Raw genomic sequence first — 18617 nt, forward strand, 5'->3', positions numbered from 1 at the left:
ATTCACTGCCAGAGCAATAAGTTGGAATTAATTAGAGAGTATCAAGTATCTAGCGAGGGGATGGCTGAGATAGACGAACGGCATCCAATATAACTTCTTTCCCAATATCAGAACGAAGTTTTGCTTCCCCAATGGCTGTTGGTAGTACCAGATGCAGTTTTCCGGCAGAAACTTTTTTGTCACGCATCATATGAGGTAGATAGGCATCAGGGGACATTGCTTCAGGGCCATTGACAGGTAATTCTGCTCGTTCCAGCAAGCGGATGATTCGTTGGGTGTCCTGTTTTGAGAATGTGCCGACAAGTTCAGATGCTCTGGCCGCCATCACCATACCCGCAGCAACAGCATGACCATGCAGCCAGACGCCATAACCCATTTCAGCCTCAATCGCATGCCCAAAGGTATGACCGAGGTTTAACAGTGCCCGCATTCCACTCCGTTCTTGTTCATCAGCCGCAACAACCAACGCTTTGAGTTCGCAGCAACGACGGATGCAATAAGCCATTACCTGACTGTCAAGAGCCAGTAATTTCTCAATATTCTCTTCAAGCCAGCTAAAGAATTCGCCATCCAGAATAATGCCGTATTTAATCACTTCAGCCAGACCTGAATGTAACTCTTGAGCCGGTAATGTTTTCAGGCAATTGAGATCGACAATAACCGAAGCCGGCTGGTAGAAAGCGCCTATCATGTTTTTGCCGAGGGGGTGGTTGACTCCTGTTTTTCCACCGACGGAAGAGTCAACCTGAGAGAGCAGCGTGGTGGGTACTTGGATGAAACGAACACCGCGTTGATAGCTAGCTGCGGCAAACCCCGTCATATCACCGATTACACCACCACCAAGGGCGATAAGCGTTGTGTCACGACCATGATTCTTTTCCAGCAAGGCGGAAAAAATGTCATTGAGCACAAAAAATGATTTGTGCTGTTCACCGTCAGGCAAGATAACTTCATTTACCCGAAGATCCATTCTCTGCAATGTGGATTTCACCTGTTCGAGATACAGGGGAGCAAGCGTCTCATTGGTCACTATCATGACCTGTTGACCCGCTTGCAGGGGCTTGAATGCCTCACTGTCAGAAAATAGCCCTTCGGCTATGGTAATTGGATAGCTTCTTTCACCTAACGTAACAGTCACTTGTTCCATATCAGCTTTCGCCTTATCGTTTGCCGCTGTGCGGACTCGCTATAATCAGTTTTTTTCCAGTAGTTCAATGATTTGGTTAGCGACGACTTTGGCGCTTTGCTCATCTGTGCGAATAGTCACGTCAGCAATTTCCTCATAAAGAGGATTGCGCTCATCAGCCAAATTCTCTAAAACTTCTCGTGCTGGTGCATCAACTTGAAGTAAAGGGCGTTTTTTATCGCGCTGGGTACGAGCCAACTGTTTTTCGATGGTTGTTTCTAAATAGACGACCACACCACGGGCAGACAGGCGATTGCGGGTTTCTTTTGATTTAACAGAACCCCCTCCAGTAGCCAATACGATGCCTTGTTTTTCAGTCAGTTCGTTTATTATTTTTTCTTCGCGATCGCGGAAGCCTTCTTCGCCTTCCACATCAAATACCCAGCCCACGTCAGCTCCGGTACGTCGCTCAATTTCTTGATCAGAGTCGTAAAACTCCATATTGAGTTGCTGAGCTAACTGACGACCAATAGTGCTTTTGCCGGCACCCATAGGCCCAACCAGAAAGATATTGCGTTTCTCTGCCATGTTTTTGGTATTACTAAGACTGTTTGTTAATGATAACCCGCCCCGCCAATCAGATTAGCCACGGGACCTAAACTGAAACCTCATGAGTGATAATGTGAGATCAGATAGGAAAATTATCTCAGCACATCAGCCTGTATTGCAACTATATAAATTCCGCACGAACTGAATCATCGGGTTCATGCTTTTGCTGGCTGATTGAGAGCCTATTGTATCTACCTTCTATCCTACAACTTGCTGTTTTGCTGCAATTTGCCATCTATTGGGTATAAGCTCTTGCTTGCGATATTAGATCTGCTCACTCAATTAGTTAATCCTTGTATGCTAAATTACTCTCAGCGTCAAATCCATAAACAGGCCAGACCAAGAAAAGGTGGTGTTTTACAAAACACAATAACGTTATTAATGTTTTGATTTTTATATCATATTTTTCATTGGTTAAATATCGGTCAGTTGAGGTGTGATAAAAATTACGAGTTCCCGGCGACTATGTTGCTCTCCTTTTTGGTTAAATAATGCCCCCAATAGGGGAAGATCTGACAAATAAGGAACTTTTTGTAAACTTGCGGTTTTTTTCTGTTGAAGATCCCTCCGAGAATCAAGGTCTCCCCGTTTCTAATTGTAACTTGAGTTATTATCTCTTGTTTATCAATGGACAAATTTTCATTTCCTCCCTGGTTGATGGGAAAACCGGGGGCATTCTGACTAATTTTCAGCGCGAGCCGGATTTTTCCCTGCCTTAAAATATGGGGAGTAACTTCCATGCCCAATACCGCCTCTTTAAATTGAACGGTAGTTTTGTCCTTGTCCTGAACAATATAGGGAATATCAGAACCTTGCTTGATACTGGCTGTTTGCTGGTGTGAAGCTGTTAGTCGTGGGCTGGCAATGATATCAAGCTGGTTTTCCTGCTCTAGTGCACTGAGTTCCAGCTCTAGTAAGTTTGCATGAATGCGGGCGGTATTCAGTACCAACCTATGGCGCTGGTTGCCAGCGGGTTGATGCAGATTTAAGCGGTTTAGACCTATTGATTGATTATGCGGATCGGCGTTTACTCCCCAGTGAATCCCCAATTCATGCAGGGCTTCCTGACTGCTGGTAACAATATGGGCCGTGATCTGTACTTGTTGCTGTGGGGTATCGACTTCTTTCAGCCAGTTTTTAATACGAGTAATGGCATCAAATTTATCTTCCAGGATCAGACTGTTGGTTAAGGGATCATGTTCAACCTTCCCCCATTTTGTCAGTAGCGCAGGATGATTTTGCTGTAATTGTTCTGCCACTTGCCCTGCATCGGCGTATTGCAAAGTAATAGCTTGATATTCGATCTCTTGTTCTTGCTCATTTTGCTCTGCCGGAGAAAAGTCAGTTGCATTCTCTATTATTGGAGGCTGGAACGGATCTCTTATTGGCATTTCAAAATTGGGTTCTTCTCCGGTAAAACCGAATAGGGGGAATAAGAGACAGATCAGGAGAATCAAAGGATGGCGGTTCATGATTTCTCCTTATCTGAAAAAGCGGTGTCTGAAAAAACCATGTGAATTGTCAGGTTATCATCGGCAGGTGTAATTGTGATGTGCTTAATTAATAACGGTGGCTGCAATTTTTGAATTTCATTCAAGAAATGGAGAAATTGGCCGTAATTTAGCGACAGCATGATATGCCAGAAAACGTGTTCGTTTTCTTTGTGGATTTTCCATTCCATTAGCTGACTACCGGAGTGGGTTAGTGGTATATGCAGTCGTTTGAGTATGGTCGTATTATTTTTTGAGGATGAAAGATGACCGTTTGGGGTAAGGCTTGTGGTCATATGCTGGATCTGCTGTTGCGTTTCAGGCAGAGATGGCAGTTCAGCAAGCTTCTGCCGGGATAGTACTACATTGTGTTGCTGCTGCTTAATATTGCTCTGGAGGGTATGAATTTCATACCGATTTTTCTGCCAGACTAAAAAATAGAACCCTAACAGCAGTGAGATGATGAGCAATTGTTGCAAGACAAACTGTTGCCAGACAGGCCGATAAAACCATTCAAGATAATTATTTCTCATCGGACTCTCCCATCAACCAATTGGCATCAATGGTAAAAACCTTGAAATGATCTTCTGTTGTGGTCATTTTCCTTAGCTGCACATTGATAAGCGAAGTATCGTCAGTCAGGCTATCCAACAAATTGGAGATATCGGTATAGTTTTGACTGCGGGCGGTAAAAATTAATTGTCCACTGTCGTCACTAAATGCAGTCAGCCAACTGTTCTCTGGTAACAAATTGGGGAGTTGACGAAATAGTTGTAAATAACGTTGATTCTGTTCCATGAATATGCATTTTTTCCGTAATCGTTGTGACAATTGTTGGTGCTGTTGCACGGCGTGGTCTGTTGCGCTGATAGTTTGTTGTAATTGAGCCAATTGGTGAGTCATTTCCGTTAATTGTCCGCGATATTGTCTAATCTGGTTTGTTTGTAGCGCAGAAATAAACATGAATACTGCTGTCCACAACGTAAGTTGTAAGCAAAGTAGTACTCCCCATATTTGGCATTGGCGTTTCAGCCGATTCTGCCGCCAGGGTAAGAAATTGACTTGATACATCACTGATCACTCGGCCTGAGCGCTAAACCTGCGGCAATAATGAACGCATTCGTTTTATCGGGCAGCGGGGGATGATAATGACGGAACGCCATTAAGAGTTGCCAAATATTGGCCGATTTTGTTGATACTGATATCGCTTTTACTGATGTCGATTGCTCTTCATCGCTGTAATAAATTGCATAATCTTCTGTTTCTGACGTGATGGGGAGCTGGTTGATGATCTGAGCCAGATGGGAATCCGGTTGTGAAGATATCAGGCCATAACCGAAAGGTCGGTTGGCAGGAGCTACCCATAGCCAGTTTGTTATACGTTTGTGAACCAGCCAACTGTCGTCAGGCACTCCCGCAAGTTTGGCGACATAACGTAATGCACAGGGTGCAATATCAATAGCATCAAGGGATAAATTGATCTCCGCGAATAGATTCAGCCAGCGGTTGAGATCTTTTTGACGGGTCGCACTAATGCAAATTTGCTGACCATGAACACGATAATCCAACGCCAGGTCACTGGCAGGAAATTGTTTTTCAGCATTGGCGTGCACAAACCAGCCGAGTTCTGGCTCCTGCAAGGCAGTATGGTCAGGTAAGGCGATCTGGCGCTGTAAGGTTTGCTGAACAGGGAGGGCTAATCTTAGGCTAAGATTCTTAGGTAAGATTTTTCGCCATTGCATTAAAATGTGGAGTAATTTTTCAGGATCTTGTAGCCGTCCTCCTGAAATAATCTCGCTGGGTAAGAGATATTGCCAGCAATGCCGAAGTTGCCAACCGTCACGGCGTTTAATAGCGGCAAGAGCACGAATGTAATGATCTTGGATATCCAATCCGATATACCATTTAGGTGGATACATAGAGAGATCTCCTTATCTACTATCAACGGAAACATCAAATTAATGAAAACGTAATGAGACATGAAAGGGGGGATTGGTAAAGGTGATATCTATAGTGTTGTACAGCCCTTATACTAATCCCTTTATACTAAGTCTTTTATACTACGTATTGATCGTTTATAAACTGCCCGATTAACATGGCGTGAGAAATTTCAGGTGAAGTTCATAAAGTATTTTTTGATCCTTATTGTTGTTTGCATTTTCTTGGGAGTTGCCTCGATTTTTGGTTTGTACAAATATATCGAGCCACAGCTTCCTGATGTTGCGACGTTAAAGGATGTCCGGTTACAAACACCTATGCAGGTGTTCAGTACTGATGGCGAATTAATAGCCCAATATGGTGAAAAACGCCGTTTACCCCTTACCTTGTCAGAAATACCTCCCCTAATGGAGAAAGCCTTTATTGCCACGGAAGATAGCCGTTTTTATGAACACCATGGTGTTGATCCCATCGGGGTTATCCGTGCTGTTTCTGTGGTGATCACTTCCGGTCATGCTTCCCAAGGGGCGAGTACCATCACTCAGCAGCTTGCGAGAAACTTTTTTCTTAGCCGAGAGAAGACATTGATACGTAAAGCGAAAGAGGCATTTTTGGCGATTAAGATCGAACAATTATTAACTAAGGATGAAATCCTGGAGTTGTATCTCAACAAGATCTATCTCGGCTATCGTGCTTATGGTGTTGGCGCGGCGGCTCATGTTTATTTTGGCAAAAACGTCAACGAGTTGACATTGGGTGAGATGGCGATGATTGCCGGTTTGCCGAAAGCACCTTCAACATTTAACCCACTTTATTCTTATGATCGAGCGATCAGTCGCCGCAATGTGGTACTGGGCAGGATGCTGGAAGAGGGGTATATCACCCGGCGTCAGTATGAGGAAGCCAGAGAAGAAAAATTGGTTGCCCGCTATCACGCTCCACAAATTGTTTTTTCTGCGCCTTATCTGACAGAAATGGCTCGTCAGGAATTGATCAATCGTTATGGTGAAAATGCCTATACAGATGGTTATAAGGTCTATACCACTATCACGCGCAAATCCCAGTTAGCGGCTGTGAACGCGGTTCGTTCCAATGTGATTGACTATGATGTCCGTCACGGTTACCGCGGCCCTCAAGAAGTGTTATGGAAAGCCAATCAGCCAGCATGGAGCCAAACGCAGATTATCGATAAGCTGAAAACCTTACCTAAATATGGCCCTCTGGTGCCAGCCATTGTGACGAAATCCAGCGCTAACCAGGCACAAGTTATGCTGGTGGATGGCAACAAAGTTGAGTTGACAATGGCAGGCGTGCGCTGGGCACGTCCATTTAAAACCGACAGCTTACAAGGTGCTGTACCACATAGTGTCAATGAAGTTATTCGGGCAGGCGAACAAATTTGGATCAGAAAAGTCAATGATACTTGGTGGTTGGCTCAACTTCCCGAAGTTAATGCAGCGCTGGTTTCCATCAATCCGATGAATGGTGCAATAGAAGCGTTGGTCGGTGGATTTGATTTTGAATTGAGTAAATTTAACCGTGTGACACAATCGTTGCGTCAGGTCGGTTCCAATATCAAGCCATTCCTGTATACCGCCGCAATGGACAAAGGGTTGACGTTGGCTTCATTACTGAATGATGCGCCAATCAGTCGTTGGGATGCCGGAGCTGGGACGGATTGGCGTCCGAAAAACTCACCACCGAATTACGATGGGCCAATTCGTTTGCGTCAGGGGTTGGGACAATCTAAAAACGTAGTGATGGTTCGAGCCATGCGAGCGATGGGGGTTGATTATGCTGCGGATTACTTAAAGCGCTTTGGCTTACCGGGTGAAAACGTTGTACGAACAGAATCTTTGGCTCTGGGTTCCCCTTCATTTACTCCGCTACAGTTAGTACGCGGTTATGCCGTGATGGCAAACGGTGGTTACTTGGTTGATCCTTACTTCATCAGCAAAATTGAAAATGATGAAGGGAAAGTGCTGTTTGAAGCGAAACCTAAAATTGCTTGTCCTCACTGTGAAAACATTCCGGTGATTTATGGTGAAACAGCACGTTCTATCGAATTATCTGAAGATTCCATTGAGAACGTAGCGCATTCTGATGTTCCACAAAATCCAGATTTACTGCCTCAACCGGAGTTAGAGAGCGTATCGGGAAATGTTAATATGGATGATCAACAGTATGCTCCTCACGTGATCAGTACACCGTTGGCGTTCCTTATTCATGATGCCTTAAATACTAATATCTTTGGTGAGCCGGGTTGGATGGGGACGGGCTGGCGTGCTGCTCGTGATTTGAAGCGCCGTGATATTGGTGGCAAAACCGGGACAACCAACAGCTCAAAAGATGCGTGGTTCTCTGGTTATGGCCCAGAGATGGTGGCAACCGCCTGGATTGGCTTTGATGAACATAGCCGAAGTTTGGGACGTACTCCGGCGTTAAAAGGTGAAGGTGGAGCGAAAACGGCTCAACCAATTTGGGATGATTTTATGAAAGTGGCGTTGGCAGGCGTTCCAGATAAAGCCATGGAACCCCCTGCCGGTATTGTTTCTGTCACAATTGATCGGGCAACGGGCAAGTTAGCTAACGGTGGTAACAATACCCGTAAAGAGTATTTCATTGATGGCACTCAGCCGACGGAATATGCTGTACCCGATGTAGGTACGACAGTCATTGAGAATGGTGAAAGCCGTGAATTATTCTGATTGATCTGTCTGTAACCAATATAACGGCAATGAAAGATAAAAAGGCCTTGCTGGGGAACTGGCGAGGCCTTTTGTTATTTTTGATTTTGTCTTTTACCGCATTGGCAAACTGCTGCTGTCCTACAGCAAAGATTACAAAAAGGGTTTTGTTTTTTTTATGGGGAAGATATGATAATGATGCGAATTAATTTGGAAGATGTAGTTAATTTCTTTATTTATTATTTTTAATAAACTGAGTTATTTTTCATAAATATCATTAAAATTATTACATGTATAAAATTAAATCTTACTCTATTTAGGTGTTTATTCTCTATCTCCGTATTTCACTTAAAACGAGTATAAAATTGGTATTGGGATATCAATTGCATACCCGTTTTTAAAGAATGCATTAATTAATGTTTCCTATTATTTTTTTGCTTGCAGGTATCGTTGAGCAAAAAATAGGGCGCTGACATTTCTGGCTTCGTTAAAATCGGGATGCTCCAATAGTGACATCATGTCAGAGATTGGCCAGCGTTTCTGCACGAGTGGTTCGGGTTCATCTCCTTTCAGACATTCTGGGTAAAGATCATGAGCAATCATGATATTCATCTTGCTGGAAAAGTAGGACGGTGCCATCGTCAATTTCGTCAACAGCTCCAATTTTCCTGCGCCGAAACCAATTTCTTCCTTCAATTCACGATTGGCGGCTTCCAAAATACTCTCGCCAGCATCAATGGCACCTTTTGGAAAACCTAATTCATATTGTTCGATGCCAACGGCATATTCGTGAATCAGAATTAATTCATCCCCGATAATTGGAATAATTAGAACCGCTTCACGATTTGCCGGTTTCATTCGTTCATAAACGCGTTTTACACCATTGCTGAATTCAAGATCAACAGATTGAATACTGAATAAGCGAGAGTGGGCAACGTCATTTATATTCAGTATCTTAGGTTTTTTAAGATCAATCATGCTTGCCCCTGATGGTTGTCATATACCGGATAATTGAAAATAATAATGCGCCAAATAACTTAAATATTACTGTATTTTTAAGTGTTGTGATGAAATGGTTACGCATTCAAGCTTTGCTTTAATATGGCGGATTATGTTAGTAAATGATAGCGATTATCGCTTGAATGTATTTTTGTTGCTATCTTACTCACTCTTGCAAAAAGATGTTAGTTTATGGAAAGGTATGAGAAAAATTATATAACCTTTTGTAAATAAAATTAAAAATAGAAGACAAAAATAGGAATAGCCTGATTCTGGGTGTTTCATGAGATTGTTATTCTGCTGATCTCTGTACTGCTGTTATGAGCATGGGGAAAAAATGAGCTTATTGGTCATTATATTGGCTATTTTTATCATTAGCCTGATTATAATGGCTTCCTTTCTGATTTTCAGATGGAGGCGGCTTGGTAACGCGTGTTATCTACAGTCAATGACTAAAACTGCCAGCCGTAAACTGGATACTGATGAATACCAGGCCATAGGATCTTACTTGCGAAATGCCCGTCTTCTGATGAAACCGAATAGTAGACACAGGGCTGATTATCCGGTACTACCTGTTAAACAGGCTGATGTCTATACCATCACGCATCCTATTAGCCGTTTTTCTACTGCAACGGATGGGGAGCACTATTGGCGCTATTATCTTGGTGAAACAGAAATACATTTGCCTGTGTTGTTTGAACCATTTATCAAGCAGCGGAATACGATTGAGATTGTTCTAACCTCATCAATACCGCTAGTCATCGCGGTTAATGGTCACTTTTTGCAAGATTATCAGCAAGATCTGTTCATCACGAGAGTAACGGCAAAAACCGAACATGCCTCCATTCAAAAAAATGGCAATTCGAGCGCTAAATTACTGCATATCCGCAAGGAGACATTAGAAGAATATCGTTTGCGAAAATCAACGGGCATTCAGGGAAGCATCCTGATGTGTGTTGGTTTATCGCTGTGGTTTGTGGCTCTTTTTGTGCCCATCCCGATGTTGCCGTGGTTAATGCTGGTGGTGTTTTTGTTTATTCTAGGCAGTTTTTGGTCACATTTTCGATTGCCCTCTAGTCGAAAATTAGCCAATATCCATTGTTTCAATGGCATTCCGAAACGATGGGGAATATTTAGCGAATTTGAGCCGGAGCAAAGGAAGAACATCTCCCTGGGCGGCATTGATCTGGTTTATCCCGTACATTGGGAGCCTTATATTTCCCATGATCTTGATCAGAATACCGATATTGACACTTACACCAACTGCCATGTTGTGCGGCAGGGGCGCTATCTCTCTTTGCATGAAGAAGAGAAGCACTATCCTTATCAGCGTAGTAGAAAGAATGTGATGTTGGTGGCTTTCTCTATATTTGTCATACTGTTGCTTTACTTTTACCAACCGGTGAACTTATCCATGCGGCTTAGTTTTGCCTGGTTATATGGCAGTAATACCAAGGTCATTACCAGCTTTCATGAGCTACAAAATATGCCGTTGAAGGAAGGGGATGTATTAAAGGTCAAAGGTGTTGGGATGTGTTATGTTCCTCCTAATATCATGCCCAAAGCGAATATTACAATATTCGCACCATTTGATTGTGTGGGTATCTATTGGAATAGTGAAATTCCATTACCTATGCTGGAATCTGAAGTTGTCGAAAGTGCTTCAGCACTGATTACAGCGGTTGGTGAGCAATTACATCCAGTTGAACGTAAAAATAACCCAGGCCTAAATGCAGCCATTGCCAAATCGGGTATGACCTTGCTCGACAATTTTTCACAAATCATTTTGAAAACACAAAAGTTGTGTCAAAACGATGCTGATTGTGACCGTTTGAAAAATGCATTGGTCAATTTGGGAAATGCCAAAAGTTGGCACAAATTGTTAAAAACCGCGGAAAGCGGCAAGTTGGACGGAACTAAGGTATTACTGCGTTCTGTCAGTGCCGATGCGTTGGAAAAACTGGTTGATTCTACTACTGCATCATTTATCTATCGCGAGATCGATAGAATGGTCATTCTTATAAACAGTCCATCTCCGGGAGGCGTTTTATTGCTGAGTGATGAGGGGAAAACCTTAGTTGAATACCCGATGCGGACACAATACATATACGAGCACTCAGCGTTAGATCGGTGGCGGGAATTAGAGGGGCTTTTAGAACTGTTGATGAAGACACCATTTGAGGCAGAGGGGATTGTGACAAAATTGTCAGAAGATCCCAATGGAACTCGCCATATCATGTTGCATCGTGAACCGGATTCCACGTCGATTATTCGTTATCTGGGTAGTTGTCTGCTGCTGGCGATCTTGCTGGTAACGTTGATCATCAACGTCATATTGATTATCAAGAAAAAGCAGAAGAACCGACGGCGTCCTCAACAAATCACCCAATACTATGATAACTGTTTTAATGAGAGAAATATCCATGCAGAATTCAGACACTGATCAGGCTGTTCGCCTTGATAAATGGCTGTGGGCTGCCCGTTTTTATAAAACCCGTTCCATCGCCCGTGAAATGATTGAAGGGGGAAAAGTCCATTATAATGGGCAGCGGAGTAAGCCGAGTAAGCTGGTTGAGTTGAATGCAGAGATTAAACTGCGTCAGGGAAATGATGAAAAAACGGTGATCATCTTGGCATTGTGCAGTCACAGACGGAGTGCTACCGAAGCCCAGCAGCTTTATCAGGAAACGGCAGAGAGCATTATCAATCGGGAAAAAACGGCATTAGCTCGTAAAATGAATGCGCTCACGATGCCGCATCCCGATCGCCGTCCAGACAAAAAAGAACGGCGTACACTAATAAAATTCAAGAACGCAAAACTAAATGAGTCGGAAGATACTTAATCGATTTTAAGCTGCATCCAATAAAAACAGGCAACTTGAAAGACGAAGGGTACAACCGTCTCAATGAAATGAGAGAGATTTATGACCAAGCATGACCAATTACACCGCTTTTTATTTGAAAGCCATTCTGTCAGGGGGGAACTTGTTTCCGTTAGTGAAACTTACCAACGAATGTTGGAAAATCATCATTTCCCCCAACCGGTACAGCAGCTATTGGGTGAATTGTTGGTCGCAACCAGCCTGTTAACCGCTACCTTGAAATTCAATGGGGATATCACGGTACAGATCCAGGGGGATGGGCCGGTCAAACTGGCGGTGATTAATGGTAACAACCTGCAACAGATGCGTGGCACGGCTCGCATTGATGATGAAGTGAATGCCGCAAGTAGCCTGCGCGATATGATCGGCAATGGTTATATGGTCATCACAGTGACACCAACAGAAGGTGAGCGTTATCAGGGCGTTGTGGCACTGGAAGGCAATACGTTGGCAGAGTGTCTGGATGCGTACTTCAAACAGTCAGAGCAGTTACCAACTCGTCTGTTTATCCGTACTGGGGAGCAGGATGGAAAAATAGCAGCAGGTGGCATGTTATTGCAGATCTTGCCTGGGGCACAGGAAAGCAGCGAAGACATGCTTGATCATTTGGTGCAACTGACTGCAACCATTAAGGGAGAAGAGCTGTTTACGCTGGATGCGAAAGAGATTTTGCATCGCCTTTATCATGAAGAAGATGTCACGCTATATGAACCTCAGCAAGTGGAATTCCGTTGCACCTGCTCCCAGCAACGTTGTGCTGATACTCTGGTGACATTATCGGAAACCGATCTACAGGAAATTTTGCACAATGATGGCAAAATTGACATGCAATGTGAATTTTGCGGCATGCATTATGTTTTCGACGAGAAAGATATCAACGAAATAAAAGCGGCAAAAACAGAGCGGTTGCACTAATTAGGTTTCATAGGGCGTTATATACGCCCTTTTTATTACGAATGATTTCGCCATTCCGTGTTCTGTGTCTCATATGAACTTAAAAAAAGTAATGTGATTTCAATTTTTTGATAACAATCGCTGTTAATTAGTCATAATTATTTATTATCCCCTACAGAGATAAAGTATAACCGACCAGGAGCAACAAATGAGCGTTACAGGCATTACTGAGCAGGAACTTGCGGTTTATGGTATTCACGGTGTTAGTGCAATTGTTTATAACCCAAGTTATGAACTGTTATTCTCTGAAGAGACTCAACCCATGCTACAAGGGTATGAGCGTGGCACATTGACTAACCTCGGTGCGGTCGCGGTAGATACAGGTATTTTCACGGGGCGTTCTCCGAAAGATAAATATATTGTTCGCGATGATGTTACCCGCGACACCGTATGGTGGGCTGATCAGGGCAAAGGAAAGAACGACAATAAACCGCTCAGTCAGGAAACCTGGTCTCATCTAAAAAGTTTGGTTACTCAGCAGCTTTCAGGCAAACGTTTGTTTGTGGTTGATGCTTTTTGCGGAGCCAATGCGGATACGCGTCTGAAAGTGCGTTTTATTACTGAAGTGGCGTGGCAGGCACATTTTGTGAAGAATATGTTTATCCGCCCGTCAGACGAAGAATTAGTTGACTTCACACCTGATTTTATTGTGATGAACGGAGCTAAATGCACCAACCCACAATGGAAAGAGCAGGGGCTGAATTCTGAAAACTTTGTTGCTTTTAACCTGACCGAGCGTATGCAGTTAATCGGTGGTACTTGGTACGGTGGTGAAATGAAAAAAGGGATGTTCTCAATGATGAACTACCTGTTACCACTAAAAGGTATTGCCTCTATGCACTGTTCCGCCAACGTGGGTGAAGCGGGAGATGTCGCTATTTTCTTCGGTCTTTCTGGGACAGGGAAAACCACGCTTTCCACTGATCCGAAACGTAAGTTAATCGGTGATGATGAACATGGCTGGGACGATGACGGCGTGTTTAACTTTGAAGGTGGTTGCTACGCGAAAACCATCAATTTATCCAAAGAGGCTGAACCGGATATCTATCACGCCATTCACCGTGATGCCCTGCTGGAAAACGTCACTGTACTGGCGGATGGTACGGTTGATTTCAATGATGGCTCCAAAACAGAAAATACCCGTGTTTCTTATCCAATTTACCATATTGAAAATATCGTTAAACCGATCTCAAAAGCAGGGCACGCGACCAAGGTTATTTTCCTGACCGCAGATGCTTTCGGTGTACTGCCTCCGGTTTCCCGCTTAACCCCAGAACAAACCCAATACCACTTTCTGTCTGGCTTCACGGCAAAATTGGCGGGAACTGAGCGCGGTGTGACAGAACCAACCCCCACTTTCTCTGCTTGCTTTGGAGCGGCATTCTTGTCACTGCATCCGACACAATATGCGGAAGTTCTGGTTAAGCGTATGCAGTTATCGGGCGCGAAAGCTTATTTGGTCAATACCGGCTGGAATGGCACGGGTAAACGTATCTCCATCAAAGATACCCGTGCCATTATTGATGCGATCCTCAATGGTGACATTGAAGATGCGGATACCCTTCAACTGCCGATTTTTGATTTAGCCATACCAACGACATTGCCGGGTGTAGATACCCACATTTTGGACCCACGCAATACCTATGCCGATAAATCTGAATGGGATGTGAAGGCAAAAGATTTGGCCGAGCGTTTTATCGATAATTTTGACAAATATACTGATACTGCTGCGGGTGCTGCATTGGTAAAAGCAGGCCCTAAGCTGTAGTGTAATTTGAAAGAACTCTATTCGGTTGGGTAGAGTTCTTTTTCAATACCCAACATCAGTTGGGTGGTAAGTCAAACAGTAGGATCTCACTTTCTTGATTTGCAGTTAGCCGAAATCGGGATTCATTCCAAATAGCAATACCATCGCTGGTAGTAGCCCGAGTTCCATTGACCATCACTTCACCACGAATCACCTGAATCCAGACATTTCGTGTTTTTTCCATGTTATATTCACCCTCTTCGCCATTTTTTAATGCCCAACGCCATAATGTCATACCTGAAAAACTTTCAGGGAGCCAGCACGGGCATCAGGAGAGAGAATTAATTGGCGACCTTCTGTAGTATCAAAACGGTGTTGTTCATAACGGGAAGTGAGTCCTGTTTTTTCCGGTATTACCCCGATCTGGTAGAGGATGCAGTTGGCTATCATGTTGTGGATTGTATTCTGAGTGACGGATGCCTGTTCCTGCACTCATAATTTGGAATTCTCCCGCAGACACGCTTCCTTTGTTCCCCATACTGTCTTGATGCTCCACCGTTCCAGACAGCACATAGGTCAATATTTCCATATCCTTGTGAGGATGCATACCGAATCCCTGACCAGCGTCAATCACATCTTCGTTAATGACCCTGAGTGCAGAAAATCCCATGAAATTCGCATCATAATAGCTGGCGAAGGAAAAAGTATGCCAACTGTCCAGCCAGCCATGATTGGCATGACCCCGTTCTAAAGCTTGGCGTAAGTAGATCATTGCAAAACCCTTCAAAGTTTTTTTGGTAGTCTAGTTGAAGGAATGAAATAGAAAAGACGGGAAATTTAATCTTAAATGTCAAAATATTTGAATAAAAATAAGCATAGCATATCGCTACGCTTATTGACTATTTACATAGGGATATATCTTTTACATATTTATTAGGGGCCATCCATGATGATTTATCACATGTGGTGTAATTTTCATTTTTTAGTTTAAAATCAACATAAAACGAAAAAAATAAACTAAAAACGAAACCAATTACACCTATAAGAATAAAAGAACCTCCTATTTTATTATTGAATGTAACCTGTTTTTTGGTTAAAAGATACTTGAATGATAATAGAGAAAAATACATAGAGAATGGGCTGCACCAAATAAACCAAGCGCTTTTTGTCGAAAATGTAACAATATCACTTCTGGTTAAAAAGCTGCTATAGTCAACTATTGATGCTAATCCCCCAAATATAGAAATACTCATAAGAACCAGTGATAAAATGAATATTTTTACTCTGGACGGAATATTTTCATTAGCCACGGGAATACCTGCCCCACACGTTAAAAAATTGATCTGGATGATAAGGTGTAGGTGGTTTTATCTTATATTCTTTTAAATTTTTAATTATGGTTTCACTGATTTTATATTTGCTATCTAAGTAATATAAACCATAAGCAACACTTACCCCAACTAGAAAAACACTGAAAGCTATAGCAGTGGCACTAAGAGCCGTGGTAAACATGGCTGAAGTTGCCACTGAAACAGTTACCTTAGCTATCGCTGTTGCTACAACTAACTTTGCTATGTCTACTGATAAGTTAACGAAAAAATCTGTTAGGCTATATTCATCCTTGATCATTAATTCAACAGCTCTATATCCAGCAGAAAATACAATACCGAACCTAGCGCCAGAAACAATACTACTTTCCATAGCGACAGAACCGACTCCAACCTCCATTATTTTTTTATCATTTATAAGATATCTTGTGGAATTTAAATATCGTCTTACATCTGGGGAGTCAGTTAGTTTTATATATCTTATGCCATTTTTTCCTAAATACTCTATGGCTTTTACACCTTTTCCTTTTAATTCATTTATTATATGCGTTGTTATTCCAACATTTATAGGCTTGAAATGTTTTGCTACTTTAAAAACTCCAGGTGCATCTTTTATGTTTCCAGAAAAATTTGACAATGGATCAGTTATTGAATAGATATCATCTCGTAATGATTCAAGATTGCTTCCTAATGTTTTCAAAAAAATGATAGCTTCATCCTGATCTAATAAGGCATGATAATCTACGTTTTCATTCAGTTGCTTTTCAAGATCTTTATAATTAATGTAATCCATTTGTTTTTTAAAGTTTGCTTCATAGTCAAAATCATCTTCAACCCATGTTCTTAAGCGAGGATCATATTTCATTTAATAACTCCTTTTTATTTAAATTTAATATCTTATCGTACTTAATTGTTTTTTCTTTGATTTTTATTAATTATTGTGAACTAGGTCAAGTTTTCCTATTGGAGAATTACATTGTGTTTTGAGTTGTTCAACAAGATGGTAAGTACAGGCTATTGTGTTGTAATTTTTGTTCACTCCTTAAATCCGTGATAATCGCTTGTAGGCAGCATTGCACCGTTGATAATCAAATAAAAACCGTAAGTTAAATCGCAATTTTTATATATACTTAATAAAAATTATTAATAATAAATCTATTAAAAGGATGTTTTTTTATATTTATATGTCTGTTTTTATTCTTATTTATATGTTAAGTTTTAAACTTAAGCTATCAGATTGAATGATAAAAACTAGGATGGTATTTGTATGTCATATATGATTTATTTATCTTTAAATGGTAAAAAACAAGGCTTAATTTCTGCGGGGTGTTCAACCCCAGACTCAATAGGAAACAGGTATCAAAATGGACACGAAGATCAAATACAGGTATTGAGTTTAAACCATACAATAACGCGACAACAGAATGTCAGCCATCAGCCAATACAATTCATTAAACCAGTGGATAAATCATCACCATTATTAGCAATGGCGATAGATTCAAACGAATCTCTAAATGGTACTTTTGTTTTTTACAGAACGAGCCAAGCTGGCCAATTAGAATTATTCTATGAAGTAAAAATAACTGAAGCTACTATCACTGACATTTCCTGTGTATACCCACATTCTGTAAATAATTTCGATGCTATGCCACATGAAAGAGTTTTACTAAATTATAAATCTATATCATGGAATCATATAACAGCCGGCACATCAGCTTATAGTATATGGGAAGACAGAACCTATTAATAAAATAAGCATAGCATTCTGCTATGCTTATTGATTATTTGCATAAGGATATATCTTTTACATATTTATTAGGTGCTATCCATGATGTTTTAGCACATGTAATATAATTTTCATTTTTTAGTTTAAAATCAACATAAAAAGAAAGAAAGAAATTAAAAATAAATCCTATTACAGCGATAAAACCAAATATACTTCCTATTTTATTATTGAAATGCACCTGTTTTTTAGTTATCAGGTACTGGAATAATAATAAAGAAAAATACATACATAATGGGCTAGTCCAGATAAACCAAGCGCTTTTTGTTGAAAAAGTAATAATATCATTTCTAGCTAAAAATCCGCTATAATCGTTTATTGATACTAAACCAAAAGCAGCAACGCACATAAATATTACTGCTGCAAAAAAAACTTTAAATCTATTTATATTAACCACGAGAATATCTACCCCACATGTTAAAAAATTGATCTGGATGATAAGTGCTTATAGGTGTTTTTACATTATTTTCTTTTGGTTTTTTAATTATGGTTTCACTGATTTTATACTCGTCATCTAATAAATATAAGCCATAAGCCATAAGCAATACCAATCCCAATAGCAAAAACACCAAGAGCTATAACAGTAGCACTAGCAGCTGTAGCAAAAAATGTCGAAGTTACCGCTGTAACAATAACCTTTGAAGCTGTTGTTGCTACAATTAACTTCGTTATATCCATTGTTAAATTAACAAAAAAATCTGTTAGGCTATATTCATCCTTAAGCATTAATTCAACAGTTCTATATCCAGCAGAACATACAATACCGAATCTAGCACCTGAAGCAATATTGCTTTCCATAGCCACAGAACCTATCCCAACTTCCATTATCTTTTTATTATTAATAAGATATCTTGTAGAATTCAAATATCGTCTAACGCCTGGCGTGTCAGTGAATTTTATATATCTTGTGCCATTTTTTTTTGAAATTATTTTCATAATCAAAATCATCTTCAACCCATGTTCTTAAGCGTGGATCATATTTCATTTTTATAACTCCACTTATATCTATTGTTAATTAATATTTTATCGGATTTACCTATTTTTTCTTTAATTTTTCTGAATTATTGGGAGACA

At 41.1% G+C, this 18617-nt stretch carries 16 protein-coding genes and 2 pseudogenes; 6 read left to right on the forward strand and 12 right to left on the reverse strand.

Going from position 1 to position 18617, the window contains the following annotated elements:
- Window positions 1–49 precede the first annotated feature (49 nt).
- The 6 genes and pseudogenes from aroB to pilM form a co-directional block, all read right to left on the reverse strand.
- A complete protein-coding gene (gene aroB, locus ACSJJG_RS00240) occupies window positions 50–1147 on the reverse strand; it encodes a 3-dehydroquinate synthase (protein WP_481088031.1) in 1098 nt (365 codons plus the stop codon).
- A gap of 45 nt (window positions 1148–1192) precedes the next feature.
- Window positions 1193–1714: a shikimate kinase AroK gene (gene aroK, locus ACSJJG_RS00245; protein WP_038237472.1), complete on the reverse strand. Its 522-nt coding sequence runs from the start codon at window positions 1712–1714 to the stop codon at window positions 1193–1195.
- A 435-nt stretch (window positions 1715–2149) separates the two neighbouring features.
- Window positions 2150–3207: pseudogene (locus ACSJJG_RS00250) on the reverse strand (secretin N-terminal domain-containing protein).
- The gene (locus ACSJJG_RS00255) at window positions 3204–3758 is read right to left on the reverse strand and encodes a hypothetical protein (protein WP_481088032.1); all 555 of its coding nucleotides are present in this window, start codon (window positions 3756–3758) and stop codon (window positions 3204–3206) included. Before ACSJJG_RS00255 ends, ACSJJG_RS00250 begins: the two are co-directional and overlap by 4 nt.
- Window positions 3748–4188, reverse strand: coding sequence for a PilN domain-containing protein (locus ACSJJG_RS00260; protein ID WP_481088033.1), 441 nt, complete (start codon window positions 4186–4188; stop codon window positions 3748–3750). The genes ACSJJG_RS00255 and ACSJJG_RS00260 overlap by 11 nt, the downstream gene beginning before the upstream one ends.
- 107 nt (window positions 4189–4295) lie before the next feature.
- On the reverse strand, window positions 4296–5144 hold the full coding sequence (gene pilM / locus ACSJJG_RS00265; protein WP_481088034.1) for a type IV pilus biogenesis protein PilM: 849 nt from the start codon (window positions 5142–5144) through the stop codon (window positions 4296–4298).
- A 195-nt stretch (window positions 5145–5339) separates the two neighbouring features.
- Between pilM and mrcA the strand changes: the two genes are divergently transcribed.
- A complete protein-coding gene (mrcA, locus tag ACSJJG_RS00270; RefSeq protein ID WP_481088035.1) occupies window positions 5340–7871 on the forward strand; it encodes a peptidoglycan glycosyltransferase/peptidoglycan DD-transpeptidase MrcA in 2532 nt (843 codons plus the stop codon).
- Window positions 7872–8276: 405 nt separating this feature from the next.
- Here mrcA and nudE read toward each other — a convergent pair whose 3' ends face one another.
- Window positions 8277–8828 (reverse strand): ADP compounds hydrolase NudE, encoded by a 552-nt coding sequence (gene nudE, locus ACSJJG_RS00275; RefSeq protein WP_481088036.1) that lies wholly within the window; start codon window positions 8826–8828, stop codon window positions 8277–8279.
- Between the two features lie 358 nt (window positions 8829–9186).
- Here nudE and ACSJJG_RS00280 point away from each other — a divergent pair, with 358 nt between their 5' ends.
- From ACSJJG_RS00280 to pckA, 4 genes are all read left to right on the forward strand, one after another.
- Window positions 9187–11292 (forward strand): IgaA/UmoB family intracellular growth attenuator, encoded by a 2106-nt coding sequence (locus tag ACSJJG_RS00280; protein ID WP_481088037.1) that lies wholly within the window; start codon window positions 9187–9189, stop codon window positions 11290–11292.
- Window positions 11273–11692: a ribosome-associated heat shock protein Hsp15 gene (gene hslR / locus ACSJJG_RS00285; RefSeq protein ID WP_481088038.1), complete on the forward strand. Its 420-nt coding sequence runs from the start codon at window positions 11273–11275 to the stop codon at window positions 11690–11692. The genes ACSJJG_RS00280 and hslR overlap by 20 nt, the downstream gene beginning before the upstream one ends.
- Window positions 11693–11773: 81 nt before the next feature.
- On the forward strand, window positions 11774–12646 hold the full coding sequence (hslO, locus tag ACSJJG_RS00290; RefSeq protein ID WP_481088039.1) for an Hsp33 family molecular chaperone HslO: 873 nt from the start codon (window positions 11774–11776) through the stop codon (window positions 12644–12646).
- A gap of 187 nt (window positions 12647–12833) precedes the next feature.
- Entirely contained in the window at window positions 12834–14453 is a 1620-nt protein-coding gene (gene pckA, locus ACSJJG_RS00295) for a phosphoenolpyruvate carboxykinase (ATP) (protein WP_481088040.1), read from the forward strand.
- 55 nt (window positions 14454–14508) lie between these two features.
- Here the strand turns inward: pckA and ACSJJG_RS00300 are convergent.
- The 3 genes and pseudogenes from ACSJJG_RS00300 to ACSJJG_RS00310 form a co-directional block, all read right to left on the reverse strand.
- Window positions 14509–15204: pseudogene (locus tag ACSJJG_RS00300) on the reverse strand (pirin family protein).
- A 127-nt stretch (window positions 15205–15331) separates the two neighbouring features.
- Window positions 15332–15742 (reverse strand): DUF1240 domain-containing protein, encoded by a 411-nt coding sequence (locus tag ACSJJG_RS00305; protein WP_282885553.1) that lies wholly within the window; start codon window positions 15740–15742, stop codon window positions 15332–15334.
- Window positions 15735–16625, reverse strand: a complete 891-nt coding sequence (locus tag ACSJJG_RS00310) for a hypothetical protein (protein ID WP_189760866.1) — start codon at window positions 16623–16625, stop codon at window positions 15735–15737. Before ACSJJG_RS00310 ends, ACSJJG_RS00305 begins: the two co-directional genes overlap by 8 nt.
- Before the next feature lie 402 nt (window positions 16626–17027).
- Here ACSJJG_RS00310 and ACSJJG_RS00315 point away from each other — a divergent pair, with 402 nt between their 5' ends.
- The gene (locus ACSJJG_RS00315) at window positions 17028–17507 is read left to right on the forward strand and encodes an Hcp family type VI secretion system effector (protein WP_189760865.1); all 480 of its coding nucleotides are present in this window, start codon (window positions 17028–17030) and stop codon (window positions 17505–17507) included.
- A 34-nt stretch (window positions 17508–17541) separates the two neighbouring features.
- Here the strand turns inward: ACSJJG_RS00315 and ACSJJG_RS00320 are convergent, their stop codons facing one another.
- Both ACSJJG_RS00320 and ACSJJG_RS00325 read right to left on the reverse strand, forming a co-directional pair.
- A complete protein-coding gene (locus tag ACSJJG_RS00320) occupies window positions 17542–17940 on the reverse strand; it encodes a DUF1240 domain-containing protein (RefSeq protein ID WP_282885552.1) in 399 nt (132 codons plus the stop codon).
- Between the two features lie 113 nt (window positions 17941–18053).
- A complete protein-coding gene (locus ACSJJG_RS00325; RefSeq protein ID WP_282885551.1) occupies window positions 18054–18491 on the reverse strand; it encodes a hypothetical protein in 438 nt (145 codons plus the stop codon).
- Window positions 18492–18617: the final 126 nt, after the last annotated feature.

Source organism: Xenorhabdus sp. SGI 60, assembly GCF_056632175.1.

What these genes read in the sequence shown, in the direction of transcription:
- aroB (WP_481088031.1), bottom strand. Translation starts at nt 1,147, where the DNA reads ATGGAACAAGTGACTGTTACGTTAGGTGAAAGAAGCTATCCAATTACC.
- aroK (WP_038237472.1), bottom strand. Translation starts at nt 1,714, where the DNA reads ATGGCAGAGAAACGCAATATCTTTCTGGTTGGGCCTATGGGTGCCGGC.
- ACSJJG_RS00255 (WP_481088032.1), bottom strand. Translation starts at nt 3,758, where the DNA reads ATGAGAAATAATTATCTTGAATGGTTTTATCGGCCTGTCTGGCAACAG.
- ACSJJG_RS00260 (WP_481088033.1), bottom strand. Translation starts at nt 4,188, where the DNA reads ATGTTTATTTCTGCGCTACAAACAAACCAGATTAGACAATATCGCGGA.
- pilM (WP_481088034.1), bottom strand. Translation starts at nt 5,144, where the DNA reads ATGTATCCACCTAAATGGTATATCGGATTGGATATCCAAGATCATTAC.
- nudE (WP_481088036.1), bottom strand. Translation starts at nt 8,828, where the DNA reads ATGATTGATCTTAAAAAACCTAAGATACTGAATATAAATGACGTTGCC.
- ACSJJG_RS00280 (WP_481088037.1), top strand. Translation starts at nt 9,187, where the DNA reads ATGAGCTTATTGGTCATTATATTGGCTATTTTTATCATTAGCCTGATT.
- hslR (WP_481088038.1), top strand. Translation starts at nt 11,273, where the DNA reads ATGCAGAATTCAGACACTGATCAGGCTGTTCGCCTTGATAAATGGCTG.
- hslO (WP_481088039.1), top strand. Translation starts at nt 11,774, where the DNA reads ATGACCAAGCATGACCAATTACACCGCTTTTTATTTGAAAGCCATTCT.
- pckA (WP_481088040.1), top strand. Translation starts at nt 12,834, where the DNA reads ATGAGCGTTACAGGCATTACTGAGCAGGAACTTGCGGTTTATGGTATT.
- ACSJJG_RS00310 (WP_189760866.1), bottom strand. Translation starts at nt 16,625, where the DNA reads ATGAAATATGATCCTCGCTTAAGAACATGGGTTGAAGATGATTTTGAC.
- ACSJJG_RS00315 (WP_189760865.1), top strand. Translation starts at nt 17,028, where the DNA reads ATGTCATATATGATTTATTTATCTTTAAATGGTAAAAAACAAGGCTTA.
- ACSJJG_RS00325 (WP_282885551.1), bottom strand. Translation starts at nt 18,491, where the DNA reads ATGATTTTGATTATGAAAATAATTTCAAAAAAAAATGGCACAAGATAT.